This window comes from Paenibacillus sp. 01T443 (assembly GCF_056398325.1).
The window spans coordinates 50001-68445 of sequence record NZ_JBFTPE010000008.1 but is presented as its reverse complement, the minus strand read 5'-3'; the positions used below and the strand labels follow the sequence as shown (position 1 = coordinate 68445).

General features: G+C 45.2%; 15 protein-coding genes. All 15 read left to right on the top strand.

Features of this window, described 5'->3' with window-relative positions; all coding sequences use genetic code 11:
- The first annotated feature begins 142 nt into the window (after positions 1 to 142).
- The 15 genes from pnp (at position 143) to yfmF (ending at position 18444) form a co-directional block, all read left to right on the top strand.
- On the top strand, positions 143 to 2242 hold the full coding sequence (gene pnp / locus AC1DLI_RS14015) for a polyribonucleotide nucleotidyltransferase (RefSeq protein WP_477603529.1): 2100 nt from the start codon (positions 143 to 145) through the stop codon (positions 2240 to 2242).
- 219 nt (positions 2243 to 2461) lie between these two features.
- The gene (locus AC1DLI_RS14010) at positions 2462 to 3460 is read left to right on the top strand and encodes a polysaccharide deacetylase family protein (RefSeq protein WP_477603527.1); all 999 of its coding nucleotides are present in this window, start codon (positions 2462 to 2464) and stop codon (positions 3458 to 3460) included.
- Positions 3461 to 3585: 125 nt separating this feature from the next.
- Positions 3586 to 4854, top strand: coding sequence for a M16 family metallopeptidase (locus tag AC1DLI_RS14005; protein WP_477603525.1), 1269 nt, complete (start codon positions 3586 to 3588; stop codon positions 4852 to 4854).
- Positions 4835 to 5278, top strand: a complete 444-nt coding sequence (gene dut, locus AC1DLI_RS14000) for a dUTP diphosphatase (protein WP_477603523.1) — start codon at positions 4835 to 4837, stop codon at positions 5276 to 5278. The genes AC1DLI_RS14005 and dut overlap by 20 nt, the downstream gene beginning before the upstream one ends.
- Positions 5279 to 5414: 136 nt before the next feature.
- Complete coding sequence (gene dpsA / locus AC1DLI_RS13995; protein ID WP_477603521.1) at positions 5415 to 6314, top strand: dipicolinate synthase subunit DpsA; 900 nt, start codon at positions 5415 to 5417, stop codon at positions 6312 to 6314.
- Entirely contained in the window at positions 6311 to 6898 is a 588-nt protein-coding gene (locus AC1DLI_RS13990) for a dipicolinate synthase subunit B (RefSeq protein ID WP_477603519.1), read from the top strand. The genes dpsA and AC1DLI_RS13990 overlap by 4 nt, the downstream gene beginning before the upstream one ends.
- A gap of 32 nt (positions 6899 to 6930) precedes the next feature.
- Positions 6931 to 7965 (top strand): aspartate-semialdehyde dehydrogenase, encoded by a 1035-nt coding sequence (asd, locus tag AC1DLI_RS13985; RefSeq protein WP_477603517.1) that lies wholly within the window; start codon positions 6931 to 6933, stop codon positions 7963 to 7965.
- A 60-nt stretch (positions 7966 to 8025) separates the two neighbouring features.
- Positions 8026 to 9240, top strand: a complete 1215-nt coding sequence (gene dapG / locus AC1DLI_RS13980; protein ID WP_477603516.1) for an aspartate kinase — start codon at positions 8026 to 8028, stop codon at positions 9238 to 9240.
- A gap of 27 nt (positions 9241 to 9267) precedes the next feature.
- Complete coding sequence (gene dapA, locus AC1DLI_RS13975) at positions 9268 to 10143, top strand: 4-hydroxy-tetrahydrodipicolinate synthase (RefSeq protein ID WP_477603514.1); 876 nt, start codon at positions 9268 to 9270, stop codon at positions 10141 to 10143.
- A gap of 402 nt (positions 10144 to 10545) precedes the next feature.
- A complete protein-coding gene (locus AC1DLI_RS13970) occupies positions 10546 to 12225 on the top strand; it encodes a ribonuclease J (RefSeq protein WP_308994507.1) in 1680 nt (559 codons plus the stop codon).
- 219 nt (positions 12226 to 12444) lie between these two features.
- On the top strand, positions 12445 to 13146 hold the full coding sequence (locus tag AC1DLI_RS13965; protein WP_477605008.1) for a ClpP family protease: 702 nt from the start codon (positions 12445 to 12447) through the stop codon (positions 13144 to 13146).
- A complete protein-coding gene (locus tag AC1DLI_RS13960) occupies positions 13143 to 13355 on the top strand; it encodes a YlzJ-like family protein (protein ID WP_308994505.1) in 213 nt (70 codons plus the stop codon). Before AC1DLI_RS13965 ends, AC1DLI_RS13960 begins: the two co-directional genes overlap by 4 nt.
- Before the next feature lie 87 nt (positions 13356 to 13442).
- On the top strand, positions 13443 to 16118 hold the full coding sequence (locus AC1DLI_RS13955) for a DNA translocase FtsK 4TM domain-containing protein (RefSeq protein ID WP_477603511.1): 2676 nt from the start codon (positions 13443 to 13445) through the stop codon (positions 16116 to 16118).
- Positions 16119 to 16236: 118 nt separating this feature from the next.
- On the top strand, positions 16237 to 17022 hold the full coding sequence (sleB, locus tag AC1DLI_RS13950) for a spore cortex-lytic enzyme (protein WP_477603509.1): 786 nt from the start codon (positions 16237 to 16239) through the stop codon (positions 17020 to 17022).
- A 129-nt stretch (positions 17023 to 17151) separates the two neighbouring features.
- Complete coding sequence (gene yfmF / locus AC1DLI_RS13945; protein ID WP_477605006.1) at positions 17152 to 18444, top strand: EF-P 5-aminopentanol modification-associated protein YfmF; 1293 nt, start codon at positions 17152 to 17154, stop codon at positions 18442 to 18444.
- Position 18445: the final 1 nt, after the last annotated feature.

Genomic DNA, 18445 nt, shown 5'->3' with positions numbered 1-18445 from the left:
TGAAAAGCAACCTGGTTGTCCAGCCGTCCGGGAATATCGGATGAGCGGATTCGGGTTGCTTTTTGTAATAGGGAAACCCTCGGAAAAAACTGCCTTTTGCGACGAAATATACTAAAAATATAAAACCTATAGGAGGGATATAATGGTACAACGAATCGAGATGGAAGTTGGCGGAAGACCGCTATCCATCGAAACAGGCCGTCTTGCTAAGCAAGCGAATGCTGCAGTAACCGTGCAATATGGCGATACTGTAGTATTGTGTACGGTTACAGCATCATCAGGCCCGAAAGATTTGGATTTCTTTCCACTGACCGTTAACTATGAAGAGCGTTTGTATGCTGTCGGTAAAATTCCTGGCGGATTTATCAAACGTGAAGGCCGTCCAAGCGAGAAGGCGATTTTGTCCAGCCGACTTACGGATAGGCCTATTCGTCCGTTGTTTCCGGAAGGTTTCCGGAACGATGTACAGGTTATGAACATCGTAATGAGCGTAGATCAGGATTGTTCCCCTGAAATTGCGGCAATGATCGGAACATCTGCTGCTTTGTCCATTTCCGATGTCCCGTTTGACGGTCCGATTGGCGGCGTTAACGTTGGCCGCGTGAATGGTCAATTCGTTATTAATCCAACAGTTGAGCAAAGTCAGGAAACGGACATTTTTGTCGTAGTAGCCGGAACAAAAGATGCAATCATGATGGTGGAAGCCGAAGCGAACGAGGTTTCAGAGGCAGTAATGCTTGAAGCGATTATGTTCGGTCATGATGAAATCAAAAAAATCGTCGCGAAAATTGAAGAGCTGCAGGCAGTAGCCGGCAAGCCGAAAATGGAAGTTAAGCTACATACCGTAAATGAACAAGTCAATGCAGATGTTCGTGCTTATGCTTCCGCTGGTTTAGTTGAAGCGATTAAAGTCGAAGAGAAGCATGCTCGTCAAGATGCAATTGATGCGGTTAATAGCGCGGCAGTTGCACATTTTGAAGAGCAATATATCGATACCCCTGAACTTCTATCCGATGTAAAGGAAGTCCTTTATGACATCGTGAAAGAAGAGGTTCGTCGCCTTATTTCTCATGACAAGGTTCGTCCAGATGGTCGTTCGCTTGATGAAATTCGTCCAATTGACTGTGATGTTGCGATTTTACCGCGTACGCACGGAACGGGACTGTTCACTCGCGGACAAACGCAAGCGCTGAGCATTTGTACGCTCGGAGCAATGGGTGACGTTCAAATCTTAGATGGTATCTCACCTGAAGAAACGAAACGTTTTATGCATCACTATAATTTCCCGCCATTTAGCGTTGGTGAAGCTCGTCCGCTTCGTCCGCCGGGTCGCCGCGAAATTGGTCACGGTGCGCTTGGTGAACGTGCGCTTTCGAAAGTTATTCCGTCTGAAGCAGAGTTCCCATATACAATTCGTCTCGTATCTGAAGTTCTTGAATCGAACGGTTCATCTTCACAAGCAAGTATTTGCGCAAGCACGCTGGCGATGATGGATGCAGGTGTACCAATTAAAGCCCCTGTTGCAGGTATCGCAATGGGTCTTATCAAAGACGGCGATCATTTCGCAATTCTTTCGGATATCCAAGGGATGGAAGACCATCTTGGGGATATGGACTTCAAGGTTGCAGGTACAGCTGAAGGCGTAACGGCTATTCAAATGGATATCAAAATTGCCGGCATTAACCGTGCGATTTTGGAGCAATCTTTAGAACAAGCCCGTCAAGGACGTATTTTCATTCTTGGTAAAATGCTTGAGAGCCTTCCGACTACTAGAACAAGCTTATCCAAATATGCGCCTAAGATTTTGACGCTGCGTATTAATCCGGATAAAATCCGTGATGTTATTGGCGCCGGCGGAAAAATCATCAATAAAATTATTGAAGAAACAGGCGTTAAAATCGATATTGAGCAAGACGGAATGGTATTCATTGCTTCTTCTAATGAAGAGATGAACCAGAAGGCTAAATCGATTATCGAAGGCATTGTGAAGGAAGTTGTTGTTGGCGAAATTTACGTAGGTACGGTTAAGCGCGTGGAGAAGTTCGGTGCTTTCGTTGAGATTTTACCGAATAAAGATGGACTTGTCCATATTTCCCAGCTATCGACTGAACGTGTTGCCAAGACGGAAGATGTCGTGAACATCGGTGATCAAATTAAGGTTAAAGTAACTGAAATTGATCAACAAGGCCGTATTAATTTGTCTGCAAAAGTATTGATGACACCTGAGGTTTCCTCGCAATAATCGTGATGAGCCTTGATAAGCTTAAACGGCAATAGCTACAAGAGAAGAAAAGAGACAGATTTGATCTGGCTCTTTTTTGCTTTATTTATGACCGTACTCCATTTCCTTCATCGCTATTTGCTTGCATAATCTCGTCCAACATTTCATACATATGAATTAACATGCTGGAATAAGGTCAAGCTTAGTAGGCATACGAGGACGACAATGGGAGTGGAAGTTATGATGGTAAGAAAAGCAGCGATTATTGCGGCAAGCATGCTCATGGTGCTGGCGTTCGTAAGCATGAATGATGATGTCTCACAATTTCTTGCTTCATTGAAATATAGAGAAGTAAAAACGGCATCTGCGCAATTATCGGATTCACAGCCAGAGCGTGAAAGACTGCTTTCGCTCATCAATGCTGAAGCCGAGAAGCGCAACATCCTTCCTGTAAATGCGAGGATAGATCGTGTGTGGCGAGCGATCCCTGGGTATAACGGCTTGGTAGTTGATGTAGAAAAAACGTTGGATGCAGCTTTGCTGGCTCCGCCGTCAGAATCGATTTCATACATATTTAAAGAGGTGGAGCCTGAAATTAAGCTTAACGACCTTGGACCGCATCCGATCTATCGCGGAAATCCGAATAAAAAAATGATTTCCCTTATGATTAATGTGGCCTGGGGTAATGAATACATCGATTCTATTTTAAAAACACTTAAAAGAGAAAAGGTAAAGGCTACTTTTTTCCTTGACGGTAGTTGGCTTAATAAAAACGCAGAGATTGCGAAACGCATACAGGCTGATGGACATGAGATGTCAAATCACGCCTATACGCATCCTGATATGAGTGCGTTAAACAGACAGGCGCAGTATAACCAAATCGCGAAGACAGAAGCGCTTTTAAAATCTTCTCTAAACGTGAATAACAGATGGTTTGCTCCTCCATCAGGAGCTTTTAATGAAGCAACTGTTCAAATCGCCGAGGAGATGGGTTTGAAAACAGTGCTGTGGACAATCGATACGATTGATTGGCAAAAACCGCCTGCCGACACCATTGTTCGTAAAATAGCACAGAAGCTTGAGCCTGGCTCCCTAATTTTAATGCATCCAACATCATCCACGCGTGATGCGCTTGCAGGCATTATTGCAACGGCCAAAGAGAAGGGATATGCCATTGGCACGGTAAGTGAGACGCTTTCTTCTAAGCGTCTTACGGCTGCTGTTGAGCGAGCAGACTGATTCTGCTATAGTAAAAACATTCATGTTTATAGGCACATGCATAAGAAATTAGTTTTGTGAGGCGAAACGCCGGGAAAATGTCCGTAAGGTCCTTTTTGCCAAACAACACATAAGGAGGACGAATGATGAACAAATACACGCTTAGTAACGGATTACGTGTTGTTGTCGAATACATACCGACGGTAAGATCCGTGTCATTTGGGATATGGGTAAAAACGGGTTCCCGGAATGAGACACCTGAAAATAACGGCATCTCCCATTTTATTGAACATATGTTGTTTAAAGGTACAGAAAGCCGTACGTCAAAGGATATTGCTGATTTATTTGACGGCATTGGCGGGAACGTTAATGCGTTTACTTCTAAGGAATATACGTGTTATTTTGCTAAAGTGCTTGATGAGCATTTGCCGCTTGCAGTAGACGCGCTTTCGGATATGTTTTTTAATTCCCAGTTAGATCCCGAAGAACTTGCTAAGGAAAAAAACGTTATTCTTGAGGAAATCTCCATGTACGAAGACACACCCGATGATAAAGTGCATGACGAAGCCTCGCGAGCTGCCTTTGGCGATCACCCGCTAGCTTATTCGATCTTGGGTCTAGAGGAACGTTTAACGGCTATGACTTCCGATACGCTTCGCGGATATATGAATGATACGTATACGCTTGAGAATGTAGTAATCAGCGTTGCAGGCAACGTGGAGGAGCAGAGTCTGCTCGCTCTGATGGAGAAGCATTTTGGAAGCTTCAAAAATAGCAAGCCAGCGTCAGCGATCGTAACGGCTCCAGCATTCCACGGTGATTACTTGTTCTACAAAAAGAAAACGGAACAGAATCATTTATGTATTTCCTTCCCGGGCTGCTCCATTACAGATTCTCATTTGTATGCCATGATACTACTCAACAATGCTTTGGGGGGAGGAATGAGCTCCAGACTCTTCCAAGAAATCAGAGAGAAGCGCGGACTCGCTTATTCTGTCTATTCTTATCATACTTCCTACGCGGATACAGGGTTGTTTACCCTTTATGCAGGAACGGCACCGAAGCAGACCAAAGAGGTACTGGATTTGACGATGGAACAGTTGAACGAGCTGTCTGTCAAAGGCTTAGGAGAAGATGAATTACACCGGGGCAAGGAGCAGCTGAAGGGTAGCTTGATTTTAAGTTTGGAGAGCACCAGCAGCAGAATGAACCGCTTAGGTAAAAATGAGCTCATGCTTGGTCAACATTACACGCTCGACGAGCTATTGAAGCGAATCGACTCGGTGGATATGGCTGATGTGGTCGAGGTTACAAAACGTATGCTGTCTGTGCCTTTCTCCGTTGCTATGGTTGGCTCGAATGATAAAGCAGCAGCGCAACTTGGGAGGAATCAATTTGTATCAAGTACTGTTTAAAAGGCTAGAAGGCAATGAAGACATCGCGGTGCCAAAAAAAATGTCAGAATGGGCTGCTGGCTTTGATCTGCAGGCTGCCGTTGGAGAAGCTGTAATCCTGCAGCCGGGCGAACGCCAGCTTATTCCTACAGGCTTTGCTATGGCGATGCCTGGAGAGCTTGAAGCACAAATTAGACCGCGAAGCGGTCTTGCATATAAGCATGGAATTACATGCTTGAATTCTCCGGGAACGATTGACGCGGATTACCGCGGCGAGGTGAAAGTGCTGCTTATTAATCTAGGCCAGCAGCCATTTACCATCACGCGTGGTGAGCGGATCGCTCAAATGGTATTTCAACTAGTTCCAGCAGTTATTATAACTGAAGCTGAGGATTTGCCTGAAACGGTGCGCGGCGCTGGCGGCTTTGGCCATACTGGTCTTTAATCGGGGAATCCCTATAATATGATAAGCATTCAAAAAGATCGGGCCAATGGCCCGATCTTTTTTTTTCTTTTTCACCCCGCTCTGGGCGCAAGCATAAGATGATCTAAAGCTATTAGCAAGAAAGGAGTGAAGCTTAATGCTTACAGGCGTCCAAGTGCTTTTGCTTGGCGGTGATGCAAGGCAGCTTGAGGTGATACGCAAGCTGACAGAGCTTGATGCTTCCGTCACCGTATCAGGCTTTGATGGCTTGCATTCATCGCTTGACGGAGCAGTACATGCGGAATTTGAGGAACAATTGTTTGAATCTGTCGACGCGCTGCTTTTGCCTGCAGTAGGTACAGATGATCAAGGTGTAATTCACGCTGTTTTTAGTGACCGCCAGATGCAAGTGACAGATAATCATTTTTCAAAATTGCCAAAGCATTGTACGGTTTATACAGGGATGGCAAAACCTTATTTACGCCAGCTATGCGAGAAATATTCCTTATCATTAGTTGAACTGTTTGACCGTGATGATGTTGCGATATACAATTCCATACCGACAGCAGAAGGCGCACTGATGATGGCGATTCAGAATACGGATATCACGATTCACGGTTCCTCTTCTATGGTGCTTGGCTTCGGTAGAACCGGCTTTACAATGGCTCGAACTCTTCAAGGTTTAGGGTCTAAAGTCAAGGTCGGAGTACGTCGTTCTGAGCACTTTGCGAGAGCTTCAGAAATGGGGTTTGAGCCTTTCTACATCAGTGGTTTGTTGCATCATGTAAGCAATATTGACTTGCTTTTTAATACAATTCCGACTATGATAGTCACAGCACAAATTATCGCAAATTTACCTTCGCGAGCCGTAATAATTGACCTCGCTTCGAAGCCAGGCGGCACAGATTTCCGCTTTGCTGAGAAACGCGGAATCAAGGCGCTGCTCGCACCCGGACTTCCCGGTATCGTCGCACCGAAAACAGCTGGACGTATCATAGCGGATTGCTTATCACAGTTGATTTTGGACGATACGATTAAGCGGGGGAATGGGATATGAATTGGACTGGAATAACGGTGGGTTATGCTTTATCGGGCTCACATTGTACGTTTGCTGAAGTTATGCCGGAAATTAAACGGTTCGTCGATGCAGGTGCGAATGTCGTGCCGATCGTCTCGAATACGATTATGACAACGGACACCAGATTCGGAAAGTCCGAAGATTGGCAAACGCAGCTTAAAGAAATTACTGGAAATGAGATTATATCAACGATTGTGCAGGCAGAGCCGCTAGGGCCTTCTAAACTGCTTGACGTTCTCGTCATCGCACCTTGCACAGGCAACACAACAAGCAGATTAGCAAATGCAATAACGGATAGCGCAGTGCTTATGGCTGCCAAAGCACAAATGCGCAATGGACGGCCGCTGGTGCTTGCCATTTCCACTAATGATGGACTTGGTTTGAATGCCGCTAATATAGCGAAGCTACTAGTGGCTAAACATATTTATTTTGTTCCGTTCGGCCAAGATAACCCCGTGCAGAAGCCTAATTCGCTTGTTGCCAGAATGGATTTGGTCTTGGAAGCATGCGAAGCTGCCTTACAGGGCAAACAGCTGCAGCCTCTGCTTGTCGAACGTCACTAATGACACATGGATAGAGGGGGAGACGGCAGCAAATGTCGAATCAGAAATTGTTTAATGTTGCAGTAGTAGGGGCAACAGGCGCAGTAGGAGAACAAATACTAAAACTACTTGAATCCAGAAACTTCCCGATTAAAGAGCTTAAGCTATTATCGTCTGCTCGTTCAGCAGGCACAAAAATTACGTTTAAAGGCCAAGAGTTAACGGTTGAAGAAGCGACACCGGAGAGCTTTAAAGGTATAGAAATTGCTTTGTTCAGTGCTGGCGGCGACGTTACAAAGGCACTAGCTCCACATGCTGTTGAGCATGGCGCAGTATGCATCGATAATACAAATGCATACCGCATGGACGAGAACACTCCGCTTGTGGTTCCTGAGGTTAATATCGAGAAGGTTAGCGAGCATAAGGGCATAATCGCTAATCCGAATTGTTCGACTATCCAAATGGTAGCTGCGCTTAAGCCGCTTCAAGATCGTTATGGCATTTCTCGTATTATCGTTTCAACCTATCAAGCTGTTTCCGGAGCTGGCAGCCGTGCAATCGATGAAATGCTGCGTCAAACCCAAGCAGCACTTAATGGTGAAGAGGTTAACCCGGCTATTTTGCCTGTTGGCGCTTTGCCAGTAAAGCATCAAATTGCTTTTAATGCGATTCCTCAAATCGATAAATTCCAAGATAACGGCTATACGTTGGAAGAAATGAAAATGGTACGTGAAACGAAAAAAATAATGGGTGACGAATCTATCCAGGTTACAGCCACTTGCGTTCGTATTCCTGTCGTATACGGTCACTCGGAATCTCTATATGTTGAGCTCAAAAACGACTACGATTTGGAAGAGGTTAAGCAGCTGTTAGCAGATGCACCGGGTATAACACTCGTAGATGATCCTGCTAACCAGCAATACCCGCTTGCGACCGATGCTGCCGGTAAGCCGGATGTATTCGTTGGCCGCTTGAGACGCGATCTAGGTTCTGATCGCGGACTTAATATGTGKATCGTATCCGATAACCTGCTCAAAGGCGCTGCATGGAATGCCGTTCAAATCGCTGAACATATCGCAAAAGGTTAATGTATTAAGTTAAGGGTAGCCGTTTGCTTCTTCCTGGGATCGATTACGGAGGATCATAATATGCGCATCCTGATTCAAAAATTCGGGGGCACCTCTTTATCAACCGATCGCGCCAGAGAACACGTTATCCATCACATTACCAGAGAACGCAGTAATGGCTTTGCTGTTGTCGTTGTCGTATCTGCTATGGGGCGTAAAGGGGATCCTTACGCTACGGATACATTATTGCAGGTTATTCGAGACAACGGTAACAGTCTGCCGGCTCGTGAGCGGGATATGCTGTTAGGCTGCGGAGAAATTATTTCCGCAGCCGCTTTATGCAGTTTACTCATCGCAAACGGTATTTCTTCCGTTGTCTTAACCGGCGGACAGGCGGGCATGATGACTGACGAACAATATGGGCATGCCAGAATAAAAGAAATTCGGCCAGATAAGATACTCACTCATTTGCGTGCAGGAACGGTCGTTATCGTAACTGGCTTTCAAGGAAGCACGGTACATGGCGACACCACCACGCTTGGACGCGGAGGCAGCGATACTTCAGCAACAGCAATAGGTGCTGCGGTGCGAGCAGAAATGGTTGATATTTATACAGACGTAAATGGAATATTAACGGCAGATCCTCGCATCGTGGAGGAGGCAAAACCACTGCCTGTTGTCAGTTATGCGGAAATATGTAATATGGCTAGGCAGGGAGCTAAGGTTATACATCCTCGTGCTGTAGAGATTGCTCAACAGGCTCGCATACCGCTGAGGGTTCGTTCTACTTTTTCAAATGAAACAGGGACGCTGGTAACCGATTCTGCGGAGCTGAAAGCAGAGCTTTCGGTAAAGGATCGGCATGTCACGGGAATCGCACATGTTTCCGGTATTACTCAGATTTCAGTGAAAGCTATCGAAGGCCGAAACGATGTGCAGCTGCAGGTTTTTCAATCGATGGCAAAACATCATATAAGCGTCGATTTTATTAATGTAACGCCTAGCGGCGCAATTTATACGGTATTTGATCATGATGCAACACGCGCAGTCGAAGTATTGCAGGAGGCTGGCTTTTCCCCTTCGGCAATTTATGGCTGTGCAAAAGTTTCCGTAATTGGCGGAGGTATGAATGGAGAGCCGGGCGTTATGGCGCGTATCGTGGAAGCGCTGACGGAACAAGGGATTTCTATCATGCAGTCTGCCGATTCTAATACAACGATATGGGTGCTCGTACGTGAAGCGGATATGGCTGAGGCTCTTCGTTCTCTCCACGCGAAGTTCGAGCTTCATCGATAGAGAGCAACACTTTTGGGAGGAATTCAGATGGAATTTGGAAGATTAATTACCGCAATGGTAACCCCATTCGATGCGGATGGTCATATTGATTGGCAAACGACAGGCCGATTGATCGATTATTTAATTGAGGAGCAGCAAAGCGATAGTCTTGTCGTTTCAGGTACTACTGGTGAATCGCCGACGCTGTCCGATGAAGAGAAGCTTGAACTGTTTCGATTTGCTGTCAAGCATGCGAATGGTCGTTGCAAAATTATTGCTGGTACGGGAAGCAACAATACGGCCCATTCCATCCATTTGACAAAAGATGCGGAAGCAGCTGGAGTTGACGGTATTTTGCTTGTCGCACCTTATTATAACCGTCCTAACCAAGAAGGACTTTTTCAGCATTTTAAGGCAATTGCGGAAGTAACGGCGCTACCGATCATTTTGTATAATGTAGAAGGACGTACGGGTGTGAATCTATCCGCCGAGACGACGCTTCGCTTAGCACAAATTGACAATATTGTCGCTACTAAAGATTGCGCTAATTTAGATCAACTAACACAAATTATTAGCGGCGCTCCTGCGGGCTTCAAGCTTTATAGCGGTGACGATAGCGCGACATTGCCATCGTTAGCAGTTGGCGGATATGGCATTATCAGTGTTGCCAGTCATATTGTCGGCGCACAGATGAAAGATCTAATCGATGCATACCTGAGTGGAAATGTGCAGGAAGCTGCTCGTATAAACGGTCTTTTACATCCGGTTTTCAAGGGTTTGTTTTATTGCCCTCATCCTGTACCCAACCCTGTTGCAGTAAAATTTGCTTTAGGCTTGAAAGGTATTTCTGTGGGCGGAGTAAGACTGCCACTTGTTACTGTAAACGAGGCAGAAGCCGCATTCCTACGCAATTTATTGGTATAAATAAACGTTATCGTTTATTGCAACCGGTGCGTCCAGCATCGGTTTTATTTTTTTGGGAAGCATATTGGTTAATAGCTTTATCGTGTTTCACTTGTATTCCAGCTTTTTCTTCATGTATAATGATTTCAAGTGATTGGGTGCGGCAAATATTTGGAAATGAACTTAACGTCAGAGCGGCATCTGACGAAACAAATGCATAGGTATCTTCAAACTCGGCTTCACAACACCTATGGATCAGTACAAAATCAAATTTGCGTTTCCATATGAAGACAATACTTACGAGGCCATTCTAGCTTCGCAAAAATAATTAGATGCTTTAGAAGCCATTATGCTTCGAAAAATTTAACAGAATGCTTACGAAGCAACAGCTGCTTCGCAAAATTTTAAGGAGGAAAGATACACTTGTCTAAGAAGAACAACCAGGATAAACTGCTCATTTTTGCACTAGGCGGAGTAGGCGAGATCGGTAAAAATATGTATGTCATCCAGTATAACAATGATATCGTTGTTGTCGATTCGGGCTTGAAGTTTCCAGAAGAGGACATGCTCGGAATTGATATCGTAATTCCAGATATTTCGTACTTAACAGAAAATCGCGACAAAGTTCGCGGTATTATTATCACGCATGGACATGAAGATCATATTGGCGGATTGCCGTACGTACTAAAAAGCCTAAATGTTCCATTATATGCAACAAAACTTACACTTGGACTTATTGAGGGGAAATTGAAGGAAGCGGGTTTGCTGGGAGAAACTAAGCGTATTCTCATAAACGCAGACAGCGAAATTCAATTAGGCACGATCCGTGCTTCTTTCTTTAGAACTAACCACAGTATTCCGGATTCCGTAGGCGTTAGCTTGGATACACCAGAAGGTACTGTTGTCCATACAGGTGACTTTAAATTTGACCATACTCCGGTAAATGAGCAATTCGCTGATTTGCAGCGCATCGCTGAAATTGGAAAACGCGGCGTTTTGGCACTTCTTTCAGACAGTACGAACGCAGAGCGTCCAGGCTACACGCCGTCGGAAGCACAAGTTGGCGACAATTTGGAAGATATTTTCCGTAAATCATCACAGCGCGTTGTTGTTGCGACATTCGCTTCCAACGTTCACCGGATTCAACAAATCATTAATGCAGCCATTGCTACCCGCCGTAAGATTGCCGTAGTCGGACGGAGTATGGTAAATGTCGTTGGAATCGCTTCAGACCTTGGCTACTTGAATATTCCAGAAGGCATGATCATTGAACCGGAAGAAGTTAACAAATTAGCTGCAGATCGTGTCGTTATTTTGTGTACAGGCAGTCAAGGCGAGCCGATGTCTGCACTTACTCGCATGGCACGTTCAACGCATCGTAAGGTAGACATCCTGCCAGGTGATACCGTTATCATCGCTGCAACGCCAATTCCAGGTAACGAACGTTATGTTGGTCGTACAGTCGATGAATTATTCCGATTAGGCGCAAACGTTATTTACGGCAATGGATCGGTTTCCGGCGTTCACGTTTCAGGTCACGGAAGCCAAGAAGAACTGAAGCTTATGCTTAACCTGATTAAGCCTAAATACTTCATTCCTATTCACGGAGAATACCGTATGCTTCGCCAGCATGCGAAACTCGGAGAAGCTATTGGGATCGAACGCGAGAATATTTTCGTTATTGATAACGGAGATACAGTTGAATTCCAAAACGGAAACGGTCGCAAAGGCTCAAAAGTACAAGCAGGAAATGTTCTTATTGATGGTTTAGGCGTTGGGGATGTTGGTAACATCGTATTGCGTGATCGTAAGCTGTTATCGCAGGATGGTATCTTGGTCGTTGTGGTTACATTAAGCAAACAAGACGGTGCAATCCTGTCTGGTCCGGATATTATATCCCGCGGTTTCGTATATGTTCGTGAATCCGAAGGTCTTCTGGATGAAGCTAACCGTATCGTTACATCGACATTAACTCGCTTAATGAATGATAAAGTAAATGAATGGGCATCACTCAAAACGAACGTGAAAGATGCGCTTGGCCGCTTTTTGTACGAGCAGACTCGCCGCCGTCCGATGATTTTGCCAATTATTATGGAAGTATAAATCGACATATCATTTCTGAAGAGGATCGCTTGTCCATTCCGCAATTGCCGCGGCGGACGCAAGCGATTCTCTTTTTTTGCATACATGTCGTTTCATGACCTTATCCGGAATAAATTTGACGCCAGACCCCATACTATGACGAGCGATATCATAAGAGGGGGATTGTACATGAATTGGCAGTCACAGATGGACTTAACATCGGAGCAACCCGATCCAAATATGGATGAGAAAAAAAAGGCGAATGCTGTCGTCGAGACGATACAGCAGCTGGGGCAGACAGCTACGCCGGCAATGACAGAATCAAATATATTTTGCATGACTATTATTGGTCAGGTGGAAGGTCATCTTGTTTTGCCGCCGCAAAATAAAACGACCAAGTATGAGCATCTTATTCCACAATTAGTTGCAGCAGAACAAAATCATAAAATCGAAGGCATATTCATCGTACTTAACACGGTAGGCGGCGATGTGGAAGCAGGGCTGGCCATTGCTGAAATGATTTCATCCTTAACTAAACCGACCGTTACCCTTGTACTTGGCGGCGGACATTCAATCGGCGTTCCCATTGCAGTAGCAGGCGATATGTCATTTATTGCAGAAACAGCGACGATGACCATCCATCCAATTCGGTTAAACGGATTAGTTATCGGAGTTCCCCAAACCTTTGAGTATTTAGATAAAATGCAGGAGCGTGTTGTACGTTTCGTGACTTCGCATTCTAACGTCACAGAGCATATATTTAAAGAACTCATGTTCAAGACTGGTGAGCTGACACGCGACATTGGAACAACGGTCATTGGCGCAGATGCGGTCAAGCATGGCCGTATCGATGCGGTTGGCGGATTAGGCGAAGCGCTCAAGGAATTAAACCGACGTATTGAAGCTTCTAAAAGCGCCAAAATCGAGGTGACTCTTCAATGACGTTGTATACGAATATGCCTCTAGAGCTGGTGCTGGAGGGCTTTAATGATGAAATGGAGAGCCTGCAAGAGGTTTGGTCTAACGGAGTGAAAATGCAGGTCATGCCCGTAGCACCGGGAATGGGGAAAATTGTACGTTTGATAGAATGCAACTTGCACGATTATCTGAATCCTAATTTATCGCCAGGAACCATTGTTCACTATCAGTAATCTGTAACGCCAAACGGATGTTCGTACGAATGTCTCATAGGAACATTTGCCCACCTATGGTATAATCTTTTACCAGAGGTGACCGATTTGGCAAAGAAAAAAAGAAGGAAAAAAACAATTGGCTCAAACCTAAAATACGAAGTGTATGGCATTTTGCTAATTACAATCTCCATTATTGCACTATCCGGTGAAGCGGCTGTCGGGCGCTCGTTATCCAAATTATTTGGACTTGTGCTCGGCAAGTTTTATTTCGTGCTTGCAATAATAGGGATTGTGATTGGACTAGCAGTCATGATTAAACGAACATGGCCAAAGGGATGGACGAATAAGCGTACGGGCTTATTTATTTTGGTGCTTGCGTTTACACTGATGAGCTCAATATCAGAGATTGACCAAAAGTTAACTCCTACCGTAGACCTTACCGGGACGATGATATTCAGGCAGCTAAGCAGTGATTTGCAAATATCATTAATAAGCGTACCTGTTGAAAATGATTTGCCTATTCGAGACAAGCAAATTAGCGGCGGCTACGTCGGTGCTATTCAATACTCTTTGTTTTTCTCATTATTCGGCTATTATGGCGCGAAGCTTATTATGTTTGTAATGTTCGCGATCTCTATCATGCTGATGACGGGCAAGTCTTATGTGGAATTAGGAAGAGTCATAAGCAGCAGGGCAACGCGAATGTTTAAATTACTTGCGGCTAAATGGGCAAAGAGAGCCACTTTGCGTGCATCAGCCACGGCCAGTACAAGTTCTGATCCATTAGATTTAGATGATGATGATACCATTGATGATGACCATGAAGGTTATGTTGTTTCTCCACCTAAGAAAAGAAAATCATTATTTTTCTCTTGGAGACAAAATAGCAATGAAGAGGATTCAAGTACACAGGCCGAGGAGCATGACGAGTGGGTATTCGAGCCCAATGGAACAGATTCGTCAGCTGGGAATAAACCCGCTTGGCAAAATGATATTGAACCGCCTTGGGAGAAGTCAGGCGCCGATTTACATACAGCTTCTGTTCAAGAAGAGTTATTGCAAGGTAACACTGCGCCATGGGAAAAAGCAGGCGATGGATTAATTATTGATCATGATGCGTCTTTGCCAAGTCAGCAGGCACCATGGAACGATTCTTATCCTGTTCCTGAGCCGCTTGATCCATTACCAGATGATGAGGCATTGGATGAACTGGATGACGAAGAGGAACCAGAGGATCAAACATCAGCAATAAAAACATCTGAAGCTATCGATGCTTCTGAAGCGCTTATCGTGGATGAAAGCCAAGCGCAAATGGTTCCAAAGCGTCCTGCAGCTGAGGTTGAGGTAAATACAGTCAAGCCGTACTTGCTGCCGCCTTTTTCATTGTTAACGAAACCTAACTTAATGGGCAAAAGCGCTGACGCGACGGATATGTACGACTCACGCAGAAAGCTGGAAGCTACGCTGGAAAGCTTCGGTGTTCGGGCCAAAGTGCTCGATGTCGTTCGGGGTCCGGCAGTAACGCGATATGAGGTTCAACCAGCTACAGGGGTTAAAGTTAGCCGTATTGTAGGCTTAACGGATGATATAGCTCTTGCATTAGCCGCTAAAGACATTCGGATGGAAGCTCCGATACCAGGTAAGTCAGCCATTGGAATCGAAGTGCCGAACATGGAAGTATCTGTCGTTACGATGCGTGAGGTTATGGAAACAGCTACTTTCCAAAATGCCGCATCAAAGCTGTCAATTGCATTCGGACGTGACATCTCCGGGCAAACGATTGTGGGCAATTTAGCCAAAATGCCCCATTTGCTTGTAGCAGGAGCGACGGGTTCAGGGAAGTCGGTATGTATTAACGGAATTATTACGAGTATTTTGTATAAGGCTGCGCCAGATGAAGTGAAATTTCTAATGATTGACCCGAAAATGGTTGAATTAAATGTATATAATGGGATACCGCATTTACTAGCTCCCGTCGTGACGAATCCGAAGAGAGCCTCGCTCGCGCTCAAGAAGATCGTTGTTGAAATGGAAAGCCGCTATGAGTTGTTTTCCAAATCCGCTACGCGTAACATAGAAGGCTACAATACGTTAATGGCGGATAATCCCGCAGCCGTACTTCCTTATATCGTTGTTATCGTGGACGAGCTTGCTGATCTAATGATGGTAGCCGCAAATGATGTGGAGGATTCGATCGCAAGGCTGGCGCAAATGGCACGGGCCGCAGGGATCCACCTCATCATTGCCACACAGCGGCCATCAGTTGATGTCATCACAGGCGTGATTAAAGCGAACATCCCGTCCCGAATTGCTTTTGGTGTTTCATCCCAAGTAGATTCGCGTACCATTTTGGATATGGTAGGCGCTGAGAAGTTGCTTGGTCGGGGTGATATGCTGTTTTTGCCAGTTGGTATGTCCAAGCCCATCCGGGTACAGGGGGCGTTCTTATCTGATCAGGAAGTTGAGACCTTGGTCAACTATGCGCGTGGCCAAGCCGAAGCGGAATACAAAGAAGATCTTGTACCTGAGGTTGAGGAAGAATCGGCCGAAGGAAATGAGATCCTGGACGAGCTATATGATCAAGCCGTACAAATTATATTGGAAGCGAAGCAGGCTTCGGTTTCCTTGCTTCAGCGTAGAATGCGCATCGGTTATACGAGAGCTGCAAGATTAATTGATCAGATGGAAGCTCGCTCCATCGTGGGGCCTTATGAAGGAAGCAAGCCAAGAGAAGTGCTTATAACGATGGATCAATTCCAGGCTGGCAAAGTTAGCTCATAATTGAAGTTGATTACAGAAAACCGAATAATGTGCATAGAAGCGGAATGAATTTCTCATACTAAAGTTAGGTAACGCTACCTGAAGCGAACTAACTTGCAAGAGAAAGGCAGATCCTATCATGAGAAATCGTTTGATTTTAGTGACTTCGATTATCGTACTGTTGTTGTTCGGTTCTTTTTCATTCCTGCACGGAGAGCGTGAAGAAGCAACGGAAACGTTCAGCAATGCTACCCTAACGGTAGGCTCTTCCGGACAGGACGTTAATGAACTGCAAGGTCGACTCAAGCACCTCGGATATTTCAAAGGCGAAATAGACGGGAAATTCGGTACGAGCACTAAAAATGCAGTTACTTGGTTCCAATGGAAGTTCGGTCTTAAGTCGGACGGAGTTGTCGGTGCGAAAACAAAGCTGAAGTTATGGGAAGCCACAAAAGCTTGGAAGCCCACAGCAGCAGCGCCGCCATCATCGAACGCAGGAGCAAGCGGCAAAGAAACAGCAAGCTCCACAGGTAACAAAACAACAATTGCTAAGTCTAATCGGCTAGGCTTGACAGAAAATGATCTCCAAATGATGGCGAATGCCGTATACGGAGAAGCACGAGGCGAGCCCTACGAGGGACAAGTAGCGGTTGCGGCTGTTATCATTAACCGTTTGAAATCGCAAAGCTTTCCGAATACAATTTACGGCGTTATTTTTCAACCAGGTGCCTTCACGGCAGTTGCTGACGGCCAAATTTGGCTCACTCCAAATGCCAAAGCGAGAGAAGCCGTAGAAGATGCAATCAATGGATGGGATCCATCCGGCGGCTGCCTCTATTACTTTAATCCAGAGACAGCTACCTCGAAATGGATATGGACGAGAACGCAGATTAAAACGATTGGCAAACATATTTTTTGTATGTAACAATAGGACTTTCACGAAAGGAAGCAGCCGTTACTGCCTTGTGCAGCAGTGGTTGCTTCTTCCATTTCCTATAGGTTAGAATGGTATAGTGATTTGTCTAATGGAATAGATTTACTCTATAACACGCCGATGAAAGGAGCAAACCGAGTGTCCATATTCGAAAGAGGGCAGCTGCAGCGCATCCGTCTGCATGTGATGCCTACAAAACGATTCAAAACGTTTGCTATTTCCTTATTTGCGGGGCTCACACTCGATGAAGCAACGGTTACGCCGGTTGCTCTTATTCCGTTTGTACTGAGAAGAGGAACCGCTAACTTGCCTGAAACTATTTCTTTCCGTGAAAAGCTTGACGATTTATATGGAGCAGGTTTTGGTTTTGATGTATATAAAAGAGGCGATTCCCAAATCGTTCAATTTCGTATGGATGTCATTAATGATGAGTTTGTGTCATCGAACACGCCGCTCCTTGCCGAGTCGCTACAATTTTTAGGCGATGTCGTTACGGACCCCTTGTTAGAGAATAACGGATTTCATCAAAAGTATGTCGATGCAGAAAAAACAACGCTTAAGAAACGCTTAGAAGCTATCGTGAATGATAAGATTCGCTATGCGGCAGAGCGCTGCTTGGAAGAAATGTGCGCGGATGAGCCTTACCGTCTTCACCCGCTTGGCAAGCTTGCAGAGATTGATTCTATATCTCCTTCGTCGCTTTATAAACAATATGAGCAATGGCTGGATCAAGCCGCGCTTGATTTGTATGTCGTCGGCGATACCACGCTAGCGGAAGTAACGGAGCTTGTATCCAAAACTTTTAAGTTGAAAAACGGCTCGCCATCCTCCTATTCAACGCCAAACGTGCAACATCCAGTCAAAGAAGTGAAAAAGGTGACGGAGCGGATGGAAGTCAGTCAGGGCAAGCTCAATTTGGGTTTGCGTACCGGAGTAGGTTATACGGAAGACGAATATCCAGCTGCCTTAATGTACAATGGCATTTTGGGAGGATATCCTCATTCGAAGCTTTTTCTAAACGTACGTGAGAAGGAAAGCTTGGCATATTATGCGGCTTCCCGTCTAGATGGACATAAAGGACTTTGCACCATACAATCCGGCATTGAGTTTGCCAACTACGACAGAGCGGTCGTTATTATTCAAGAACAGCTTGAAAGCATGCGCCAAGGAAATCTGTCCGAGCTTGAGATGAATCAGACGAAAGCCATGATATCCAATCATCTTCGTGAGCTTCAAGATTCCGCTTATGAGATGATCGCTTATGATTTTAATGGCGTTCTTACAGGCAAGCAAAGAAGTGCAGAGCAGCTGCTCGAGCAGGTACAGGCGGTTACTGCTGCAGATATTGTGAAGGTTGCCGAGCGCGTGCAGCTCGATACGATTTACTTTTTGCGTGACCGGAAGGAGGCATAAC

Coding starts and splice junctions, on each gene's coding strand:
- pnp (WP_477603529.1), top strand. CDS start 143: ATGGTACAACGAATCGAGATGGAAGTTGGCGGAAGACCGCTATCCATC.
- AC1DLI_RS14010 (WP_477603527.1), top strand. CDS start 2,462: ATGATGGTAAGAAAAGCAGCGATTATTGCGGCAAGCATGCTCATGGTG.
- AC1DLI_RS14005 (WP_477603525.1), top strand. CDS start 3,586: ATGAACAAATACACGCTTAGTAACGGATTACGTGTTGTTGTCGAATAC.
- dpsA (WP_477603521.1), top strand. CDS start 5,415: ATGCTTACAGGCGTCCAAGTGCTTTTGCTTGGCGGTGATGCAAGGCAG.
- AC1DLI_RS13990 (WP_477603519.1), top strand. CDS start 6,311: ATGAATTGGACTGGAATAACGGTGGGTTATGCTTTATCGGGCTCACAT.
- dapG (WP_477603516.1), top strand. CDS start 8,026: ATGCGCATCCTGATTCAAAAATTCGGGGGCACCTCTTTATCAACCGAT.
- dapA (WP_477603514.1), top strand. CDS start 9,268: ATGGAATTTGGAAGATTAATTACCGCAATGGTAACCCCATTCGATGCG.
- AC1DLI_RS13965 (WP_477605008.1), top strand. CDS start 12,445: ATGGATGAGAAAAAAAAGGCGAATGCTGTCGTCGAGACGATACAGCAG.
- AC1DLI_RS13960 (WP_308994505.1), top strand. CDS start 13,143: ATGACGTTGTATACGAATATGCCTCTAGAGCTGGTGCTGGAGGGCTTT.
- sleB (WP_477603509.1), top strand. CDS start 16,237: ATGAGAAATCGTTTGATTTTAGTGACTTCGATTATCGTACTGTTGTTG.
- yfmF (WP_477605006.1), top strand. CDS start 17,152: ATGAAAGGAGCAAACCGAGTGTCCATATTCGAAAGAGGGCAGCTGCAG.